Origin of the sequence: Flavobacterium enshiense DK69 (assembly GCF_000498495.1) — a bacterium.
Taxonomy (GTDB): Bacteria; Bacteroidota; Bacteroidia; order Flavobacteriales; family Flavobacteriaceae; genus Flavobacterium; species Flavobacterium enshiense.
The window spans coordinates 415,303-435,653 of record NZ_AVCS01000006.1; the positions used below are offsets into that span (position 1 = coordinate 415,303).

General features: G+C 36.8%; 20 protein-coding genes. 6 read left to right on the top strand and 14 right to left on the bottom strand.

Annotation, left to right across the window (positions count from 1 at the left end; translation table 11 throughout):
* Positions 1 to 74 precede the first annotated feature (74 nt).
* Positions 75 to 392 carry a thioredoxin gene (gene trxA, locus FEDK69T_RS04640; protein ID WP_023572993.1) on the top strand — a complete coding sequence of 106 codons (318 nt, stop codon included), beginning with the start codon at positions 75 to 77 and terminating at the stop codon, positions 390 to 392.
* 53 nt (positions 393 to 445) lie between these two features.
* Here trxA and FEDK69T_RS04645 read toward each other — a convergent pair whose 3' ends face one another.
* The 5 genes from FEDK69T_RS04645 to FEDK69T_RS04665 are packed head-to-tail and all read right to left on the bottom strand — an operon-like array spanning position 446 to position 5,250.
* Positions 446 to 1,336 carry a pseudouridine synthase gene (locus tag FEDK69T_RS04645; RefSeq protein WP_023572994.1) on the bottom strand — a complete coding sequence of 297 codons (891 nt, stop codon included), beginning with the start codon at positions 1,334 to 1,336 and terminating at the stop codon, positions 446 to 448.
* A 60-nt stretch (positions 1,337 to 1,396) separates the two neighbouring features.
* Entirely contained in the window at positions 1,397 to 2,212 is an 816-nt protein-coding gene (locus tag FEDK69T_RS04650; protein ID WP_023572995.1) for a tetratricopeptide repeat protein, read from the bottom strand.
* Between the two features lie 2 nt (positions 2,213 to 2,214).
* Positions 2,215 to 3,132, bottom strand: a complete 918-nt coding sequence (locus FEDK69T_RS04655) for a geranylgeranylglycerol-phosphate geranylgeranyltransferase (RefSeq protein WP_035630820.1) — start codon at positions 3,130 to 3,132, stop codon at positions 2,215 to 2,217.
* Positions 3,133 to 3,180: 48 nt separating this feature from the next.
* Positions 3,181 to 4,119, bottom strand: coding sequence for a mevalonate kinase family protein (locus FEDK69T_RS04660; protein ID WP_023572997.1), 939 nt, complete (start codon positions 4,117 to 4,119; stop codon positions 3,181 to 3,183).
* A gap of 48 nt (positions 4,120 to 4,167) precedes the next feature.
* The gene (locus tag FEDK69T_RS04665; RefSeq protein WP_035630818.1) at positions 4,168 to 5,250 is read right to left on the bottom strand and encodes a diphosphomevalonate/mevalonate 3,5-bisphosphate decarboxylase family protein; all 1,083 of its coding nucleotides are present in this window, start codon (positions 5,248 to 5,250) and stop codon (positions 4,168 to 4,170) included.
* Positions 5,251 to 5,353: 103 nt separating this feature from the next.
* Here FEDK69T_RS04665 and FEDK69T_RS04670 point away from each other — a divergent pair, with 103 nt between their 5' ends.
* Entirely contained in the window at positions 5,354 to 5,830 is a 477-nt protein-coding gene (locus FEDK69T_RS04670) for a TspO/MBR family protein (RefSeq protein WP_035630817.1), read from the top strand.
* On the opposite strand, the gene FEDK69T_RS15805 is transcribed toward FEDK69T_RS04670, so the two are convergent.
* Positions 5,819 to 5,962 carry a hypothetical protein gene (locus FEDK69T_RS15805; protein ID WP_023573001.1) on the bottom strand — a complete coding sequence of 48 codons (144 nt, stop codon included), beginning with the start codon at positions 5,960 to 5,962 and terminating at the stop codon, positions 5,819 to 5,821. The two genes, FEDK69T_RS04670 and FEDK69T_RS15805, sit on opposite strands and share 12 nt — an antisense overlap.
* A gap of 59 nt (positions 5,963 to 6,021) precedes the next feature.
* Between FEDK69T_RS15805 and FEDK69T_RS04675 the strand changes: the two genes are divergently transcribed.
* Entirely contained in the window at positions 6,022 to 6,540 is a 519-nt protein-coding gene (locus tag FEDK69T_RS04675; RefSeq protein ID WP_023573002.1) for a hypothetical protein, read from the top strand.
* A gap of 11 nt (positions 6,541 to 6,551) precedes the next feature.
* On the opposite strand, the gene FEDK69T_RS04680 is transcribed toward FEDK69T_RS04675, so the two are convergent.
* The gene (locus FEDK69T_RS04680) at positions 6,552 to 7,769 is read right to left on the bottom strand and encodes a BaiN/RdsA family NAD(P)/FAD-dependent oxidoreductase (protein ID WP_035630816.1); all 1,218 of its coding nucleotides are present in this window, start codon (positions 7,767 to 7,769) and stop codon (positions 6,552 to 6,554) included.
* Complete coding sequence (locus tag FEDK69T_RS04685; protein ID WP_023573004.1) at positions 7,766 to 8,446, bottom strand: glycerophosphodiester phosphodiesterase; 681 nt, start codon at positions 8,444 to 8,446, stop codon at positions 7,766 to 7,768. The genes FEDK69T_RS04680 and FEDK69T_RS04685 overlap by 4 nt, the downstream gene beginning before the upstream one ends.
* 87 nt (positions 8,447 to 8,533) lie before the next feature.
* Between FEDK69T_RS04685 and FEDK69T_RS04690 the strand changes: the two genes are divergently transcribed.
* Entirely contained in the window at positions 8,534 to 9,007 is a 474-nt protein-coding gene (locus FEDK69T_RS04690; protein ID WP_023573005.1) for a hypothetical protein, read from the top strand.
* A gap of 37 nt (positions 9,008 to 9,044) precedes the next feature.
* Here FEDK69T_RS04690 and FEDK69T_RS04695 read toward each other — a convergent pair whose 3' ends face one another.
* Positions 9,045 to 9,887, bottom strand: a complete 843-nt coding sequence (locus FEDK69T_RS04695) for a hypothetical protein (protein WP_023573006.1) — start codon at positions 9,885 to 9,887, stop codon at positions 9,045 to 9,047.
* Positions 9,888 to 10,626: 739 nt separating this feature from the next.
* On the opposite strand from FEDK69T_RS04695, the gene FEDK69T_RS04700 reads away from it, so the two are divergent.
* Together FEDK69T_RS04700 and FEDK69T_RS15810 are read left to right on the top strand one after the other, a co-directional pair.
* Positions 10,627 to 13,596, top strand: coding sequence for a T9SS type A sorting domain-containing protein (locus FEDK69T_RS04700; RefSeq protein WP_023573007.1), 2,970 nt, complete (start codon positions 10,627 to 10,629; stop codon positions 13,594 to 13,596).
* Positions 13,597 to 13,807: 211 nt separating this feature from the next.
* Complete coding sequence (locus FEDK69T_RS15810; RefSeq protein WP_023573008.1) at positions 13,808 to 13,984, top strand: hypothetical protein; 177 nt, start codon at positions 13,808 to 13,810, stop codon at positions 13,982 to 13,984.
* 59 nt (positions 13,985 to 14,043) lie between these two features.
* Here FEDK69T_RS15810 and FEDK69T_RS04705 read toward each other — a convergent pair whose 3' ends face one another.
* The 5 genes from FEDK69T_RS04705 to FEDK69T_RS04725 all read right to left on the bottom strand — a co-directional run bounded on the left by FEDK69T_RS04705 (position 14,044) and on the right by FEDK69T_RS04725 (position 20,351).
* Complete coding sequence (locus tag FEDK69T_RS04705; protein ID WP_035630812.1) at positions 14,044 to 14,277, bottom strand: hypothetical protein; 234 nt, start codon at positions 14,275 to 14,277, stop codon at positions 14,044 to 14,046.
* 426 nt (positions 14,278 to 14,703) lie between these two features.
* Positions 14,704 to 15,924 (bottom strand): efflux RND transporter periplasmic adaptor subunit, encoded by a 1,221-nt coding sequence (locus tag FEDK69T_RS04710; RefSeq protein WP_023573010.1) that lies wholly within the window; start codon positions 15,922 to 15,924, stop codon positions 14,704 to 14,706.
* 2 nt (positions 15,925 to 15,926) lie between these two features.
* Positions 15,927 to 17,171, bottom strand: coding sequence for an efflux RND transporter periplasmic adaptor subunit (locus FEDK69T_RS04715; RefSeq protein WP_023573011.1), 1,245 nt, complete (start codon positions 17,169 to 17,171; stop codon positions 15,927 to 15,929).
* Positions 17,172 to 17,173: 2 nt separating this feature from the next.
* The gene (locus FEDK69T_RS04720; RefSeq protein WP_035630809.1) at positions 17,174 to 18,427 is read right to left on the bottom strand and encodes a TolC family protein; all 1,254 of its coding nucleotides are present in this window, start codon (positions 18,425 to 18,427) and stop codon (positions 17,174 to 17,176) included.
* Positions 18,414 to 20,351 carry an efflux RND transporter permease subunit gene (locus FEDK69T_RS04725; RefSeq protein ID WP_023573013.1) on the bottom strand — a complete coding sequence of 646 codons (1,938 nt, stop codon included), beginning with the start codon at positions 20,349 to 20,351 and terminating at the stop codon, positions 18,414 to 18,416. The genes FEDK69T_RS04720 and FEDK69T_RS04725 overlap by 14 nt, the downstream gene beginning before the upstream one ends.

Here is a 20,351-nt window from a genome sequence, read left to right on the forward strand (position 1 = left end):
TAAAACTGATTTTTAATAGGTGAACAATTCAAAATAATGTTCTATTTTTGTCGGACAATTTAAAAAATGAAATTATGGCTTTAGCAATAACAGATGCAACTTTTGATGAAGTAGTATTGAAATCAGAAAAACCGGTATTGGTAGATTTTTGGGCAGCTTGGTGTGGACCATGTCGTATGGTAGCTCCAATCATTGATCAGATCAGTGAAGAGTATGCCGGAAAAGCAGTAATCGGTAAAGTAGATGTAGATGCGAATCAGGAGTTTGCAGCAAAATATGGTGTTCGTAACATCCCAACTGTATTGGTTTTCCAAAACGGTGAAGTGGTAGGGCGTCAGGTAGGAGTTGCTCCTAAAAACACATACACTGAAGCAATCGACGCATTATTATAATCGATCGCATCAAAACATAAAAAAGGCTAACATTTCGTTAGCCTTTTTGTTTTTTATATATTTCTCAGGTTGATGATTTCCTGTTCGGTCAGGAATCTCCAGTTTCCTCTTGGTAAATTCTTTTTGGTTAAACCTGCAAAAACCACACGGTCTACTTTTAAAACATCATATTTTAAATGTTCGAAAATTGAACGCACCACTTTTACGTTGGAGGTTTTCATTTTTAAACCGATTTCACTCTTCGGTTGGTCTTCAATGTAGGACACTTCTTCTACAAAAACACGGTGATTGTCAATGGTCAATCCGCTGGAAATTCGCTCTAAATCTTCGAATTTCAGATTTTTGTCCAAAGTAACCTGATACACTTTTGAAGAGCGTTGGTTTGGAATCGTGAACTTGCGGACAATATCAGTGTCGTTGGTGAATAGCAACAAACCAGTAGTGGTTTTATCCATTCTTCCAACAGGCTGTAATTTGGCTTTTGTCGCACCGCGAACCAAATCCAATACATTGTTGGCATTCATATCTTCTTCTTTGGAAGTCGTGAATCCTTTTGGTTTGTTTAATAAAATGTATTCTTTTTTCTCAGGAGTGATTAGGCTTCCGTCAAAGTTTACAACGTCGTTCGGTTGTACTTTGTAGCCCATCTCCGTAACCACTTCACCGTTTACTTTTACGTTTCCGGATTGGATGTAAATATCGGCATCACGGCGTGAGCAAACACCTGAATTAGAAATGTATTTGTTCAGACGGATTTCGTCCGGATTGGCAGGTTTTTTAGGTGCTTTCGGTTTTTTATCGAAAGCAGGTTTTGCTTTAGGGAACCCCGTTTTTTTATCGTCTTTTTTAAAAGTAGCCTTAGCCGGTCCGCTTGGTTTTTTGGAACCCGAGCCTGGTTTTTTAGACGTAGAACCTTTTTTATTATTTCCTTTTCCGTTGTTCATTTCACTTAAATTTCTACAAAGATAGTATTTCTTTCCTTGACTTGAGAAAAGACTGTCTAACTACTTATTCCATTTTATCTGATAAGGATAGGTTTCATACGCCACATTGTCCTCATTGATTTTATAACCCAGTGCATAATCCTCTTTGGATTCTTTCATCATAGTTTCACATTCCTGTATTTTTCCCAATCGGTACAGACACACTCCTTTGTAATATTTAACATCAGAATAGTTTTTGTATCTGGTCAAAGCCCTGTCAAAAGTAGTTATGGCTTCATCCCAGCGTGCCTGCTCATAGATGGAAATCCCTAGGTAAAATAAAGCGGTATGGTGTACCCAGTCTTCTCCTTTGAGTTTTTGTGTACTGTCTACATAATCCTGAAGTAACACCTCGGCTTTTTTGAATTCATTAAGCTGCAAATAACACAATGCTATATAAAAATTATAGGTATGGTCCATCACATAATTGTTGCCAAACTTCCTCTTGCAATCTTCGAAATCGGTTATGGCATCTTTATAGGTTTTGGCAAAAATACACTTGATAAAAGCACGGTAAGACTGCCATCGTTCAGCGTCGTATTTGACAGCTTTATCAATAAAAACCATCCCTATTTCATACTTTCTGGCTTTAAAATAAGGCATTGCTTTTTGCTGCCATAAATAGGCGATCGTACTGTCTTTTTTCAAACCGGCATCCAGACAGGCTTGCCATTCAGCCATTTGATAAGAGTAATTGTATTTTAGGGCGCAATCTGTTAAGTATTCTTTGACGATTGCTTCCTGAGCTTTCTTTTTATCAGCGTTTAGTCTGTTCTGCTGTTGAGCATAAGTGAAAAGAGTCAATGTCAGAAAAATAAAACTGTAAAAATGCTTCATGATCATATTTTTAAAAGAGTCCTTCCATGAATCAATACAGACGGATCAATCAGGACAATGCTGAATACCCCGGCCACAATAAGTGATTTGAGGATGTTGTGCAATTGCAGATATTCGTCGTGTGTTTGGGATTTCCAGAGTTTTTGCAGGAAGAAAAGCATTACAATCAGGCTGATGTAAAAATAAATGTCCATATAACCCACATCGTATTTGTCGATGAGGATATAAACCGGGAGTGCCGTTGAAATTGTCAAGACCGTGATGAGCTTTTTGGATATTTTTTCACCGAAGCGTACAGGAATGGTTTGGTAATTGTTGGCCACGTCTCCTTTTATGTTTTCCAGATCCTTAATCATTTCGCGAATTAGGATCAACAGGAATAAAAATGTTGCGTGGACAAAAATGACATGGTAGAAATTCTTGAAATACAGTAAAATACCGAAGAAGGGCAAAACAGCTAGTAAAGAAGCTGTCAGATTGCCAATGATGGGATATTTTTTAAGTTTGTGTGAGTAGAACCAAATCAGGAAAATATAAACCGAAAAAAACAAAGCAGCCCGGAATGAAATGATGAATGCCAATGCCGTTGCCAGGAAATTCAGCCCGAAATAAACTTGTAGTTTTGTTTTTTGGCTGACCAATCTGTCCAGCATTGATTTGTTCGGGCGATTGATCAGGTCTTTTTCTGAATCGTAAAAATTATTGATGATATAACCCGAGGCAATTGTTAGTGTTGAAACGAAAACGATAATGAAAAGACGCCAATCGAGTATTACATCCAAAGCTCTTTTTTCGGGAGCCAGAATAAAAATCGAAGACAAATACTGTGCTATGACAATTATTGGAATGTTATAACCCCGTACCACAGAAAACAAACTGAGGATTTTCATCAGTAGTATTTTTGTTTTACGTGTGAGCATGATTTAATATTGAAAGTTAAGCGTTATGTGTTGAAAGCTTTTAAAAACTTAGAACTGATACACTACTTCCAATTTATAGTCTTTTAATGCATTTTTCGCTTTTTCAAGGTCTTGGGTAAATCCTAAAATATACCCGCCACCACCGGAACCGCACAATTTCAGGTAGTAATCATTGGTTTCAATTCCTTTTTGCCAAACCTTATGGAATTGCTCCGGGATCATAGGTTTGAAATTATTCAACACCACTTTGGAAAGTTGCTTGGTGTTTTCAAAAAGGGATTTCATATCGCCATGCAGGAAATTTTCCACACAGGCGTCGGTGTATTTGATGAATTGGGATTTCAGCATTTTGCGGAACCCTTCTTCTTTCAGATTTTCCATGAAGATGCTCACCATCGGAGCGGTTTCGCCTACGATTCCAGAATCAATTAAGAAAACGGCACCTTTTCCTTCGGTACTTTGTGAAGGAATTCCGGTTGGTTCAATATTGTCTTTGGAGTTGATTAAAATCGGCAAACTTAAATAGCTGTTCAATGGATCTAGACCCGAACTTTTTCCGTGGAAAAACGATTCCATTTCCGAAAAAATAGCTTTCAACTGCAATAACTTTTCACGTGTTAAGTTTTCCAGAACCGTGATTTTGTTATTGGCATATTTATCGTAAATCGCTGCTACCAGCGCACCGCTGCTCCCTACACCATATCCCTGAGGAATACTGGAATCGAAATACATACCGCGCTCAACATCGGCTTTTAAAGCTGCCAGATTGAAAGTCACTAACTTGGGCTGTTCACTTTGCAAGTCTTTCAGATAAGACACAAATCGTTTTAAACTTGCATTCGATTTTTGGGCCTCTTCTGACGGATTTTCATCTACCTTCAAAGCTCCGTTATAGAAATTATAAGGAATAGACAAACCTTTGGAATCTTTGATGATTCCGTATTCTCCGAAGAGCAAGATTTTCGAGTAAAAAAGCGGTCCTTTCATTTGGGCTACAGTTTACGATATTCAGTTTATGGGCTAAATATACAAAAATTATATCATTAAAGCCCCCAATCCAATTTCATCACAAATGTACTGACCATTTTGACAATAGCCAACTAATTCGCCCTTAATAAATTGCAGAACTTTTTCTTTGACGTTTTCCGGATACAATACGTGTACATTGGCGCCGGCATCAAGCGTAAAACATACCGGTGTTTGTGTCTCGTTTCTGAATTTCCAGATTTTATTGATGATTTCCAATGTGTTGGGTTTCATCAGGATGAAATACGGCATTGATGTCATCATCATGGCATGAAGCGTCAGAGCTTCACTTTCCACAATTTTGATGAATTGCTCCACATCACCGCTTTCCAAAACGTTTTTTATGGAAGATAAATTGTGGTGTGCCTGAGAAAAACGCTTTTCGGCAAAAGGATGACCAAACATCAAATCGTGTCCCACAGTACTGGAAACCTGTTTTTCACCTTTGTCCACCAATAAAATTGTGTCCTGATAGTTTTTGAAATTGTTGTGAATCGTCGAAGGGAATTCGACTCCAAACAAATCGGAACTTCCTGAAATTTCAGCATGGTTCCCCCAAACCACTACGCTTCCTTTTACGCTTCGGCACGCGCTTCCGGAGCCCAATCGGGCAAGGAAAGAAGCTTTTTGAAAGAAGTATTCTTCTGAAATGGTTGGATTTAAAACTTTTTCCAAACTCATGATATTCATGGCCAAAGCCGCCATTCCCGATGCGGAGGAAGCAATTCCCGAACTGTGCGGAAAGGTATTTTGGGTATCAATCGTAAAATGAAAGTCTTTCAGATAAGGGCAATATTCAAAAATACGCTCGAAAAATTTTTGGATTTTCGGCTTGAAATCTTCTTTCGGTTGTCCTTCAAACAGCAAATTGAAAGAGAAATTACCGTCGTTTTCTTTTTTTGTAAAACCCAGTTTGGTAATCGTCTTGCAGTTGTTCAGTGTAAAACTGATAGAAGGATTGGCTGGAATCTGTTTGTCTTTCTTTCCCCAATATTTCACTAAGGCAATATTACTCGGTGCACTCCATTCAAAATTGCCACTTTCTACGGATGCGGTATAGTTGTTTTGGATAAAATCCTTTTCGGAAATCATAAACTTGAAAAATTTAAGCAAAGATACATTTTTAGTTAGTTCGTAGCTAAAGTGCTTTGGGATCTGTGGTTTTTTTCTATTTTTGAAATCCTAATTTATCCAAATGCAAAAAAATACCCGAATTCTTACCGTTGTTGTAACTTGTTTATGTATAGGTTATTTTTCAAAACTCATAATTGGTAATAGTATTGAAGTTTGGTATTCGAATTTAATAAAACCAGGTTTTACTCCTCCCAATTGGGTTTTTGCTCTTGTTTGGTCGGTGCTTTTTATCATGATGGGAGTGGCTGCTGGCTTGGTGTGGGATCGAATGGAGTTGGATAGAATCAATGCTCGTAAAGGATTGCAGTTTTTTGCGATTCAGTTAGGGTTGAATATTTTATGGACTTATATTTTCTTCGGCCTGCATAATCCGTTATTGGCTTTGGCTGAAATAACACTCCTGTGGCTGATGATTTTCGAAACCTATGTTGTCTTTAAAAGAGTGGATAAAATGGCAGCGATGTTGCTTTTGCCTTATCTGGCATGGGTTGTTTTCGCTGCAGTTTTAAATGCTGCTATTTTTTGGTTAAACCGATAGTTTTTTTGTCGTTTTTTTTTGCATTTCATCTATAACCGCAATTATCTGACGAGCAATAATTTCTTTTATTATTATCTTTACGCTTACCCAAAAAATCTCTCCGGAATCTAATTTTCTTAATGGTTTCTGCATACTTTCTTAACCATGCTATTTGTCAAAATGTTTTTTGAATCAACTTAAAATTTAGAGATATGGGCGCATTTTTAGTTTTGCTTGTAGGCTTAATTGGAGTTTTATTAGGCTACATTATAGGGAAATCAGCATTAAATTCAAATTCTAAAGAGGCTTCTGAGGTCGAAAAACTCAAAAGAAGGGTAGCTGTACTTTTATCGGAAAATGAAGTTTTAAAGGCGAAAATAGCTTCCGGAAGCCATGTTTTGGGATTCTCTCCCGAACCTTTGGTTCATCCTCCATTTGACCATGATTTAGCATCATCGGTTTTAGGCAAAGATGTTGAGGAAAATGACCTGAAAGTGATAGAGGGTGTTGGTCCGAAAATTGAACAATTGTTTAAAACCTCCGGAATTCTGACCTGGAAAGGTTTGGCAGAAATGTCGGTTGACCGCTGCAATGAGATTCTAAATAAAGCGGGGGACCAATTCGCTCGTCATAACCCGTCAACATGGCCACGTCAGGCTCGATTGGCCTATGAAGGAAAATGGCGGGACTTAAAAGTTTGGCAGGAATCACTTCAGGGAGGCTTGGAATAATGAAGCAAATTTTACTTTTCGGAAATGGCTCTTGCCGCTAAGAAACCTCCTGTCCAGGCATTCTGAAAATTGAATCCGCCTGTTATGGCGTCTATATTTAAAATTTCCCCGGCAAAATAAAGGTTGTCGTGGAGTTTGCTTTGCATGGTTTTAAAGTCGATTTCCTTCAGATTGATACCGCCGGCAGTTACGAATTCCTCTTTAAAGGTGCTTTTTCCGTTTACCTGAAACTGTCCGTTGGTCAGCTGATTGGCTAAATCGGTCAGTTGTTTTTTTGTGACGTCGGCCCATTTGGTTTCGGCTGAAATACCCGATGCATTAACCAAGCTCTCCCAAAGTCGCTTCGGAAATTCAAACGGACAGAATTTCACCACCAGTTTTTTTGCGTTTTCTTCTTTTAGGTTTTTCAGAGTATCCAATGCTTCTTCAAAGTCGGTTTCGTGTAGCCAATTGACCTGTAATGTGAATTTGTAGTTTTTAGCTGCTAATTCACGTGCTCCCCAGGCGGAAAGACGTAAAATTCCGGGTCCGCTCATGCCCCAATGCGTGATCAGCAAAGGTCCTGAGGCTTTTAGTTTGGAGTCTTTCACCTTCACGGTTGTAAAAGCGGAAACGCCCATCAGATCTTTAATCCGGTCGTCTTTGATGTTAAAGGTAAATAATGACGGAACAGGTGCTTCGATGGTATGTCCCAGTGATTCCGTCAGCTCCCATATTTTTGGATTGCTTCCCGTGGCCATGACTAATGTTTCGCACTTAAACGATTGATGATTTGTGTCTGCTTTCCAATAATTTTCACCTTTATGAATAGATTGGACGCTTTGACCGGTCAAAATATCTATTCCCATTTTTTTTGTGGCGGTTAAAAAACAGTCGATAATGGTTTGTGAACTGTCTGTTACCGGAAACATTCTTCCGTCTTCTTCGATTTTGAGTTCGACGCCGTGTTTTTCGAACCACTCTATGGTGTCTCCAGAACAAAACTGGTTAAAAGGGCCTTTCAGTTCTTTTTCGCCTCTCGGATAAAACTTTACCAAATCATTCGGAATAAAGCAGGCATGGGTCACATTACAGCGTCCTCCACCGGAAACCTTTACCTTGGAAAGTACTTCTTTTCCGCGTTCGAGTATGGCGATTTTTAACTTCGGATTGTTTTCTGCGATGTTGATGGCTGTAAAAAATCCTGCCGCTCCGCCGCCGATGATAAGTATATCGTAATTTGTAATCATAATCTGTCTGGGAAATCGGATATAATTCCGTCAATAATATGTGCTTCCAAATGTTGGATATCTTCGTAATGATTTACGGTCCACACGTTAATTTTGTATCCTTTCTTTTTGGTTGCGTGAATATTGTCGTCTGTCAGTAAGGAAAAATGCGGATGAATGGCGTAGGCGGAAAGTTCATCGGCCCATTCCAAAGCCTGTTCAACACTTGCTTGAGATAAAGTTGCCAGTCGGATTTTGGGATTAATTGATTTTGCTTTTTCCAATTCTTCTTTTTGGAAACTGGAAACGATGAAATCTTCGTATTCCCATCCTTTTTCACTAATGTATTTTTCAATCAGTTCGCAGGCTGGTTGCGCGGTGCCGTGTCCTTTTAATTCTACGTTGATCCAGCATTTTCGGTTAATCAGGTCGAAGGTTTCGGCTAGAGTAGGGATTTCGAATTCTCCTGCGACTTTAAGTCCTTTTAGTTCGGATAATGTCAGCTTATGGATCTCACCCTTACCGTTAGTCATGCGTTCTACGGTAAAATCGTGAAAGACGACCAGTTCGCCGGAAGCACAAACGTGAACATCGAGTTCGATTCCGTTTACGCCCAAATCCATTGCTTTTTGGAAGGATTCCAACGTGTTTTCTGCTACATGTCCTTTAGCGCCGCGATGTCCAATTTTTTGAACCATGAAAATTTTGACGTATATTTAACTATACAAAGATATAATAGATTGCAGTTCGGTTCGTTAAATAGTAAGGATTAATAATGAAAGGGTATGAAAAATGCAGTTATACTTTTACTGATTGGGCTTTTTGCCTTGGGTTGTTCGTCTAAGAAAAAGGTCGTCGAAGAAAAGAAAGAGCCAGCGGTTCAGTATCGTGATGATTTCAGGTCGGTTTCTGACGCCGCAAAAAAGAAGTTTTTGACGGAAATGAAAGCGACCGGGGAAACGGCATCGGTTTTAATTCTGACAAAAGGCTTCAAAGGAGAAAAGGTTACTGTGGCCAATGAGAAGAAATTGGTGTATTCGGGAACTCCGATAAGTAATTTGAGCACAGGGATTGCGGGTTATATCACCATTGATAATACGGTTGATACAAAAATCACCGATGAATTAAGTAAAAATGAAGCGGTGCTGGATGCCAAAGACACAAAAAAGCACAAGTTTATTTATGTGATGAAAGATCCTTCGCGTCAGGGAAATCCTTATGTGATAACCTATAGCAATAAACTCCGTCCGTTGAAATAAAAGGGTTTTGGTAAATCCAGTAATCTGAATTTTATTTTCAGCTTTCATTTTTTGTTGTTTCGTCAATTTCTTTTGTTTTTTGCACAATCTGGGTTACTGCGGAATCTAAGTTTTCTGTTGCGGTTTTGAGTTTTTCAATTACCTCAAGATTGGCCGGGTCGGAAGGATTGTCAAAATTAATTAAGTTGATTAATCCCTCTATGCTGGCTACGGGGCCTCTTACCATGTGTGATTGGAATTGGGCTATTTCGATCAGTTTTTCGTTTCGGCGTTTTAAGGCTTCTTCCGATTTGATACGGCGTTCGAGTTCTTCCTGGGATTTTGCCAGGGCCTTTCGCAGCGCTTCAACCGATAGGTTCTCCAGAAAACACAGTAAAAAAATTGCTGTTGCTGTGAATGTCCAATGAATTATTGGGCTAAGGCCAAGTGGTTCTTTTCCGGTGAGCAGATTGTTATGCTCGGCAAAAACAAGAAAAAGGCCTCCTAATGCAGCAATAATTCCAAATATCCATATTTCCCGTTTTCCCATGGTTAGGCCGGCAAATAATACGACAATCGGTAAAAGTTTTATACCGTGAGCTTTAATTCCTCCGCCGCTCCAGGAGAACAGTATAATCATGATCAGCAGAAAAGAGATGTAAATAGAGGCAATGACACGTACATTTTGTCTTTTGGCGAGCGATGCCAACATTAAGCTTATAGTCCAAACGATAAAAAGAATTATAGAGTAACGTAAAGCATATTGGCTTAGGACGAACATGGCGATGAAGAGCGAGACTGAAAGTATAAAGAGAAAAATCAGGATGATTTTTACCAGGATTAATCTTTTGTCGTTCAAATCAGTGTCCTGCAGTCCGAAGAATGAAATTATCTTTTGCATGTCTTTACATTTTGTTTTTAGCTGATCTTTTTGAAAGAAAGCTGTATTCTGATGTGTGACAGATATGAGTCTTTATTGTCTCTTAGCTCTCAGTATTGGCTTCTGATTTGATTTACTCTTTTTACTGAAAACATTTATTGAATTTAAAGTTAGTTTAAATTTTCTTTTGAAGGTTGTTTGGGAGATTAATATTTTTTGAATTGCATATTTATGAAATTTTAAAAACTAATATTTTGATGACTACAGTATGTGTTTGATTGGAATAGTCTATCAAACGGTTACCATTGTATCGCAATTGATAAATGTGACATAACCATTAAACACTTATAACCTGTTAATTAATTAACGAATACAAATAAATTCTTAAGAATAAGGCGTAGTATTATTGATTTATTTTTGTTAAATTTAATGGTTTATATGTCTCTTCCTTAATAAGTTATGCATTCTCTTTTCTGTTTTCTGCATTTTTTAATTATAACAAATTAAAGCTATGGGATTAAGAATTGCTTTTTATTATTATCGATAAGTTTTTTGTCTAAGCCGAATTTCTCCAATCTAATTTCTCAAGTAGTATCAACAAGCGTAAAAGCCGTAAATTGTTAAAAGCCAATTAAAATATTTTATCTATTAAATGTGAATTATTGTGAATATTGGTAGAGGGACAGGGCTTATGTGATTAGTTATTACAAAATAAATGTCAATTAAATAAAAGTTTAATATTTTTTAAAAATCCATTACTATGAGAAGAATATACATTTATTTGATTTTTTTGTTTTATACACTTTCGGCTCTGGGTCAAGCGGGAAATTTGGATACAAGTTTTAATCCTAATGATTTGGGCTTCGGCCAAGGTGATGGGGCAAATGGTTCGGTAAAAGCTGTCGCAGTACAGCCTGATGGAAAGATTCTGATTGGGGGAGATTTTACAAAGTATAACGGTACTACACAAAATCATATTGCTCGACTGAACTCGGATGGTACTCCGGATAGTTCGTTCAATTCTGGATTTGGGGCAGATAGTAAAATAAATTCCATAGTTGTGCAGTCAGACGGTAAAATCCTTATTGGGGGTGATTTTTCGTATTATCAGGGTGTGGAAAGAAATAGAATTGCCCGTTTGAATTTTGATGGGAGTTTGGACAGTACCTTTAATCCCGGGACAGGTGCAGATAGTAGTGTTTTGTCTATTGCTATGCAAGCCGATGGGAAGATTTTGATTGTGGGGTCTTTTACTAATTATAATGGTGTAACACAAAATAAAATTGCCCGTCTGAAAACCGATGGAAGTCTTGATAGTTCATTTAATATTGGGACTGGGGCAGATATGGTTATTTTTAGTATTGCTGTTCAGCAAACCGGAAAAATTCTTATTGGAGGTACTTTTTCTTATTATAATGGAATTCAGCAAATGTATTTTGCGAGACTGAATGTGGATGGCAGTTTGGATAACTCGTTTAATTCAGGAACAGTTGTGTCTGGTGATGTGCGTTCCATTGCGTTACAGTCAAGCGGTAAAATTCTAATTGGGGGAAATTTTCTATATAACATAGCCCGATTAAATAGCGATGGGGGTTTGGATGTTTCTTTTGACCCGGGTAACGGGGCAGATCAAACCGTTTTATCAGTGACTTTTCAGCAGGATGGCAAAGTGTTGATAGGCGGATATTTTTCAAGGTATAATGGAATACCATGTAATAGAATCGCCCGATTGAATACTGATGGTAGTTTAGATACTACATTTAACTCAGGCACAGATGCAAATATTGAAGTTAATTCCATAGTTGTGCAGCCCGATAATAAAATCCTTGTTGGCGGAGGTGATTATACTCATTATAGTGCTATTAGAAATTTTATAGTGCGCCTAAAGGCTAATGGCGCTACAGATATTTTTAATCCGGTTACCGGAGCAAATGATACTGTGTATTCAATAGTAATGCAGCCGGACAATAAAATATTAGTCGGTGGTACTTTTACGAATTACGACAATACTAAAGTAAGATCGATTGCCCGTTTGAATGCTGATGGCAGTTTGGATACTACTTTTAATTCAGGTTTAGGGGCAGATAATGCCATTTTTTGTATGGCTCTGCAACCAAATGGTAAAATCCTTATTGGTGGTGGATTTACAATAAATGGCATCAAAGTGAAGGGAATTACTCGATTAAATTCAGATGGGAGTCTCGACAATACTTTTAATTCAGGACCGGGTTCAGGTTCTGAAGTGTATAGTATAGTGTTGCAGTCCGATGGCAAAATTTTGGTTGGCGGGAATATTATGATTAGAAGATTAAATGTGGACGGGAGTCTTGATGATTCTTTTAAATTTAATATTGGACAGGGGGCTAATGGATTTGTTTACGGATATGTTAGTGGTATAGGTGTTCAATCAAGTGGTAAAATCATCATTGGGGGGTCTTTTGAAGTGTCTAACGGTAGTTCATTTGAAGACCATTCAGATGTTCTCCGGTTAAATTCTAATGGCAGCCTGGATGCTTCCTTTAATTCAGGAGCTGCTGGGGCGAATTATGATGTGTTTGCGCTTTCTGTGCAACCGGATGGGAAAGTGTTGATAGGGGGTGAGTTTTCGAGTTACAACGGTATTTTCAGGAATTACATTGCCCGCTTGAATGCAGATGGCAGCCTGGATCTTTCTTTTAATCCCGGGGATGGAGAAATCCGTCGTGTCTCTTCCTTAGCATTACAGCAAGATGGAAAAATAGTAGTTGGCCGCGAATTAGGGTATGATCAAGGAGTTCCGGTTAGTAGAATTACTTGTTTGAATAGAGATGGGACTCTTGATTGTGTCTTTGATCCAGGCACGGGAGCTAATGGTGGTATCACTTCCATTTTTATACAACCGGACAGAAAAATTTTAATAGGAGGTGATTTTACCAGTTATAAAGGGGTGGGAAGAAACCGGATTGCCCGTATTTATGGTAGTAATGCTCTTTGTATACCTATTTTAGGAAATTTGTCAGCCTGCATTGGATTTACTACACAGTTGACAGGGAGCGGAACTCCGGCAGCCTCAAATCCTTGGATTTCTTCCAATACTAACGTAGCTACAGTTAATAATAGTGGAGTGGTCTTAGGGGTTTCAGCGGGGACGGCAGTCATTACATACACAGATAGTAATGGAGATATTGCTTCAACTCTTGTGACAATTGTAGGTGAATTGAGTTTTGCAATTGATTCCAACTGTGAAAACAATCATTTATTATTGAAAGTTGTTGATGAAACTTTTGATCCAAATGTTGTTAATTTCATTTGGAAGGATAGATTCGGAAGTATTATTTCGCGCACTTCTACTTTGGACGTTACTGAATATAGAAATAATAATCCGGGTTTAAGTTTGCCGTTAACATTTACCGTTTCAGTTTCTTTAGGGGGGTGTAGTAATATTGTTACCTATACTGTTTTAGATGATTCTTGTCTATTGTCTGTAGAAACATCTTCATTAAATGCTTTTAAGATCATAGCTTATCCAAATCCATTTAAGGATGGATTTAAGCTTGAAGTGAATACTTTGAGTCAAGATATGTTGGAAATAAAAGTTTATGATATGTTAGGAAAATTGATAGAGCAAAATGAAATGAATCCAAATAAACTTACAACACAAAGAATAGGGAAAGACTATCCTCTTGGAATTTATAATGTTGTTGTAAATCAAGGAAAAGAAATGAAAACATTTCGAGTGATAAAGAGGTAGTTTGCAATCTTTCCATTACATAAAATGTGCTATCTGAAAAGTCAGTCTATTTTAGTATAGTTTTAAACTAAAATTATTCGTTTTTAATTGGAGTGTAGGGATTGTAAAGATAAAATAGGCAAGGTTTATTGAGGTAGTTTTTTAATTGTTGGGCAATTAGTAAAAACAAAAAACTCAGCTATCTTTTATCTTAGATAATTGAGTTTCTTAAGTGTGGGCTCAGGAGCATATCCATTGGGACTACTTCTATTTCGGGGCTAATAATAAGATATTTTCGTGCGAACCCATTTTTGACGGATATGCCATGGAATTGACCGAACAAAAAATGCATATTGATTATGACGAGCCGCTAAATGAATTATCAACGCATAATATGAACGATATGTAGGCGTTAATATTGACAAGAAACAAAATATACTAATTTTCTCATATATTTTGAATTTTAATTTAAAAAAGAAGTCCGAAACATTGTTCGGACTCTACTATAACATTTTGACTTAAATCTAACTTAACATCTTCTATTGAGAATGCATTCTCATAGTAATGATTCCAACTTTCTAGCAGCTCTGAGATTTTTACGCTATTCTCTTTGTTGGAATACTTCTCATATTTCTTCCATTTTTCTTTTAAGACGCCCTCTGACATACTATCAAAGAATTTGTCTATGTAATCCTTACTCATAGCTAGATTGTTTTACAAATACAGTTTTACAAAACTAAAAAATTACATCAGTATCAGTATTAGCGAGAATCTGTGATGATTAATTTGTTTAACGGTGTAAGAACGTAATAAAAATAATTCAAAACAATATTTCATCATTAAAATTATGAAAAAATTACAAAACAGCCCATACAGAGGTGTTGTACAAATGAGGTTTTAGGGTAAAACTGAAACTTTTTTTGTAAAAGTTAACTTAATGATAAAACAAACTAAAAGAACAAAAAAACCTATACAAAGTTGATAACTATTTGATTGTTTGCAAGCGTTGTGAGTTGGTTACAACCCTTTGCAATAGTGGTTGTAAGTACTTTTGCAACCCTTTTCAATCTTTTTTCAACGCTGTTTGCAACCCTTTTCAACCCTCTATTTTATTAGAAGCAACCCGTTTTACATCTTCATGCCTACCATCGGGTCGCTCCCTTTTCGGAATATGTATTCACTATTTATGGCATAAGCCCCTGTAATTACTACCTTTTTTGAAGCATCAATCTCTGATTTAATTTCTATCAATCCATTGGTTTCTATTCCCGTTTCTACCATAAGATTTTCAAATATGCCCGGACTTTTTTCTATCCAAATGTAGGAGGCATATTGTTCTCTGATAACCGCATCCACCGGAATAAAAATCCCTTTTATATTGGATTGATTTAGTTTAACGATGGCCTGCATACCTGGTTTCAATGCAAAATCTTGATTAGGCACTTGCAGGCGTATTAACAGCAGGCGGGAATCCGGATTGATTTCGGGATTGATAAAAACAACTTTCGCATAGATCGTTATATCGGGAAAATCAGTAAAAGAAACTTTGGCATTTTGTCCAAGGTTTATACTTTTTGCATAATTTACATTTACTTGAGCTTCGAGCCAAAGATTGCTTAAATCAGCCAATTTAATTATAGCGGAACCTTCCATCATATAACTTCCCTCTGTTGCCAATATCTCCGAAATATACCCGCTTGTGGGGCTGTAAAAGGTTGTGTAGGGGGAAATTACCTTGTTGTTTTTTATGTTTTCGATTTGAGAATTTGACAGACCAAAGAACAAAAGTTTCTGTTTGGCTGCATTAAGCATATTTTGAGCGTTCTTCCCAAAATCACCCGGCATGGAAAGTTGTTTGTAAGCGGTAAAATAATCCTGTTTGGCTATGGCTATATCTTCACTGTATAAAGAGTACAAGGCATCATTTTTACGAACATATTCGCCAGTTGTTTTATAGTAGAGTTTTTCAATTCGACCCATTGCTCTTGCTGAAACGGTATTAATTTTCTCTTGGTTAATTGTTAAAACTCCCGTATAACTTTGTTCTAAATTGTTTTGCATTGCTGCAATAGTTTGTGTGGTAATGTTTCCCAATTGTATTTGCTGTTTGCTCAAACTTATTTCGTTTGCATTGGTATCGCTGCTTTTTATTGGAGTTAAAGGCATGTGACAAATAGGACATTTTCCGGGTTTGTCTTCTTTAATTTGTGGATCCATGGAACACGTGTAGAAAGTAGTTTCTTTTCCCATGTCATGTCCTGAATGGTCTTCTTTATTTTTAGTAGTGCAGGCCGTTACCACCATGAATAATAGTAGTCCTGTAATACTGTATTTTATTGTCTTTTTCATTTTTACTCGGTTTTAATGAAGCTTTCACTGTCTATTAAATACTGCGCGTTTCGGGCAATTGTATCATTAACAGAAATACCGTTTATGACCTGAATATAATCTCCCATTTCAATTCCCGTTTTTATTTCTTTAGCCTTAAAGCCGTTGTTCATTTTGACAAAAACTATTTTCTTATTTCCGATACTAACGAATGCTTGTTTATGCAACCATATGCTTTTAATCGGGTTTGTTTTTAGCCTTCCCTGTAAACGTAACCCTATAGGTAGTTTTAACGTGCTGTTGCTTAGATATACCCTAATTTTATTGGATTTATCGGTTGCGCTAAGCTGCGTTTCAACAAAGTTTATATGAGCGTTGATACTTTTATTTTCATCTAATTCTGTTGTAATTGTAATGGGTTGATTCACCGTTAGCAATCCGCTATATCCTTGTAAGACATTAAAAACGCCCCATACTTTATTGGTATTCACTAATTTAAACACCGTTTCTCCCTTTTTTATATAATTCCCTTCTTTAAGATTTAATGCTTCAGAGGTGGCACTTGCATTAGACATCGTATTACTATTGACATCCATTGTTTCCGTTGCTCCTATTATTCCATAGGCAGGGCTATAAATTGAAATTACGGGATTTGCCCTTTTTGTTGCGATTAATGCATTAATTTGATTACCACTCATGCCATAAAGCTTTAATTTTTGTTTTGAAGCTTCGACAATTGAAGTATTAGCTGCATCATTTGAAATTAAATAAATGAAGTTTTGCTGTTCCGTTAGTAATTCCGGACTGTATAAATCAAAAAGTTTTTGTCCTTTATTTACCTTTTGGTATTTGTAATTCACATACATTTTTTCAATTCTTCCGCTTGCTCTTGCAGCAATGTTTACAAAAGAATTTGGATCGTAAGCAACAATACCGGGTAAATTAATTTCACTGCTTATCGTTGTGTCTTTTGTAGTTGTGGTTTGATAATTTCCCACAATAAAATTATCTGTTGGCTTTAAAACATTTTCAATTGAATGGTTTTTTTCTGTATGATTATTTGTCATCTTTTTTACTAACGTCATTCCGCAAATTGGACAATTTCCTGGTTTGTCCCGAATAATCTCCGGATGCATCGAACACGTATAAACCACTGCTTGTTTTTCGTGACCGGAATGGTTATCCGATTTGGTTGCAAAATAATAGGTTGCATATCCAATCGTTAAAATCAAAATGCTTATTAAACTGTATTTTAAATATCGGTTCATAATTATTTGATTTCTAAATGTTTTTCAATTTCTACTTGTGTAATCAAAATAGCTTGTAATTTATCTAAAGTGTCTATTTGAGCCATGTTTAATGCCTCCCACGCATCCAATACAACAAACAAATCACCAGTGTTGTTTTGCCAAGCTATAATTGCTGTGTCGTAATTCTTTCGCAGTGTGGGAATGATACTTTTTTCTGCAATTTCATATTGCGCCGTGAGATTGGTAAGTTCGGTATTCATTCCTGAAACCATTCCCCGAGCTTCATTTAGTATCATTTGTTTTTGCCAATTAAGACTTTCATTTTTAATTTGAAAACTACTTATGTTGGCTTTGTTCATTTTGGTTGACCAAGGCATTGGGATGGTAACCATTCCCATTAAAGAGAATTGTTGCGGTTGTTGCCCAAAAGTAAACATATGATCATATTTAACTCCAAATTCCGGCAAAAACCTTGTCTTTTCGGCTTCTATTTTCAGTTGATTTAATGCAATTGTTTGATCAATAGCCTTGACATCACTTCGGTTTTCTACATGCGATGCTGTATGCATTTTTATTAAGTGAAAAACTTTCAATTCATAGCTTGCTTCAATCTCAAACGGGGTGTCTTTATCCCTTGCCATCAAGGTATTAAGCATTATCCGTTTTTGTGAAATGTCATTTTGTAGCATTACTATCATGCTTTGCAGCATACTGTATTGTGATTTTGCCTTGTAATAGGTGGGCAATTTATCCATATTGTATTGGTAGCGTATTTCCATGCTTTTGATCATATATTCCAAAAGCAACAAATTGTCATTGGCAATTTTTATCTTCTTATTTAAAATAAGCCATTGGAAATAGTTTGTTTTCGCCAAGGCTTTGAGTTGATTAACCGTATAGTTTTTGTTTTCCTTTTCCACAGAAGACATTGCAGTCATATAATTAAAATCGGCGTTCAGCTTTTTGTAATTCGGTATCATTTGCGTGACTCCCAACATATAAGATCCCATTCCGGGTGACATTTCATCAGCTTTCCACATTTTGGAATTGTATGGTGTCATAAAGAAACCCGTTTCCACCTGTGGTGGCATCCAACTTTTAGCTCCTTTTGCAGCAGCATCCATACTTTGTATATCGGCATTATACATTTTTATTTGTGGGTTATCTGTTTCAATCTTTTTCAAAACTTCATCCAACGAAAGTGTTTGAGCCCTACTTGAGGTGAAGCTTAAAATCAAACAGCCAATTGCGATATAAAGTTTATTCTTTAACATCTATCAGGTCTATTTTACCTTTTGTTTTTAATTCACGAAGTTTTACGATTTCAAAAACAACTGGTGTTACTAATAAAACATAAATAGTAGAGCTAATTGTTCCACCAATAAGCGGGACAGTAATAGGAAGCATCACATCGGCTCCTGTTCCTGTCGCCCAAAGAATAGGTATCAAACCAAATAATGAAACGGAAACGGTCATTAGTTTTGGTCGCAATCTTTTCGCCGATCCATCAATAATATATTGTCTTAATATTTCTTCCGTGATAACCTCTTTGCTGTTTCCGTATTTCTCCACCATTTTGTTCATGGATTCATTTAAATAAATCGTCATTAACATTGCCGTTTCTATGGCCATTCCAAACAGTGCAATAAAACCGACAGCCACCGCAACCGACAAATTGATACCATAAAAATAGACCATAAAAATTCCTCCAATTAAAGCAAATGGTACTGTTATCATGGTGATTAATGCTTCTTTCATGGAACGATAGGTGAAAAACAGAATAAGAAAAATAATAACTACTACTATTGGCAATATCAAACTCAATGTTTTGTTGGCTCTGATTTGATTTTCCCATTGTCCGCTCCATTCTATATAATATCCTTTGGGCATTTTAGTCATCATGGCGTTTAATTTTTTCTGCGCCTCTTTTACCGTACTTCCTAAATCACGTTCTCGAACATTAAACAATACGCTCCCCCTCAGCATCGCGTTTTCACTGTTTATCATGGGAGGTCCATCGCTTATCTTAACATCGGCAACGGTTTCTAAAGGAATGGGACCATATTGCATCGTTTGAACTTGTAATTTTTTTAAAGCATCGAGGCTATTTCTGTATTCCTGAGCATATCTTGCATTTACAGAGAACCGTTGTCTTCCCTCAATGGTTGTGGTTAATTTCATCCCGCCAATAGCTGCTTCGACAACGTTATTGATATCATCGATGGAAAGTCCGTATCGCCCAATAACGTCTCGTTTTGCTTCAATATCTATATATTTACCACCTGTGATGGGTTCTGAATATAAATCTTTGACTCCGGAAGTGCCTTCCAGTGTTTTCTTGATTTTTTGAGATAACACATCGATAGTATCTAAACTTGCACCGTAAATTTTTATTCCGACATCCGTTCGGATACCGGTTGAAAGCATGTTGATACGATTGATAATAGGCTGTGTAAAGCCGTTTGTTACTCCCGGAATTTGGAGTTTATTATTTATTTCAGTGATAATGTCATTTTTTGTCTTGCCTTCTCTCCATTCATCTTCGGGCTTTAGCAAAATAATGGTTTCAATCATGCTTATCGGACTGTTATCGGTTGCCGTGTTAGCCCTGCCCGCTTTTCCTAAAACGTGATCTACTTCGGGAACTGATTTTATTAATTTATCCTGTACCTGCAAAATTCTTTTTACTTCAGAATTTGACACATCGGGTAATGTGACCGGCATAAATAAAATGGAACCTTCATCTAATGGAGGCATGAATTCTGACCCTAAACGGGTAAACATCAACAATCCAATCAGTAATGCAACAATATTCAAACCTAATACTGTTTTACGCCATTTCAGGCAAAAGGCTAGTATGGGTGTGTAGATTGTTTCAAGTTGGCTATTGATTGGATTTTTTTCTTCCGGACGCAGTTTTCCTTTGAGCAAAAAGCTAATTAGTACTGGTGTTAGTGTGATTGCCAAAAAAGCATCAACAATAAGAATAAAGGATTTTGTGTATGCTAATGGACTAAAAAGTTTTCCTTCCATTCCCGTGAGAAGAAAGACAGGTAAAAAAGATGCAATTACAATTATTGTTGAATAGAAGACACCAGGCCCCACCAATTTAGATGATGATTCAATTATCTTGAGTTTTTCTTCTGAAGATAATGGATCCTGTTCTTTTTTGAATATTTTTAGTAGTTTCTCTTTCAT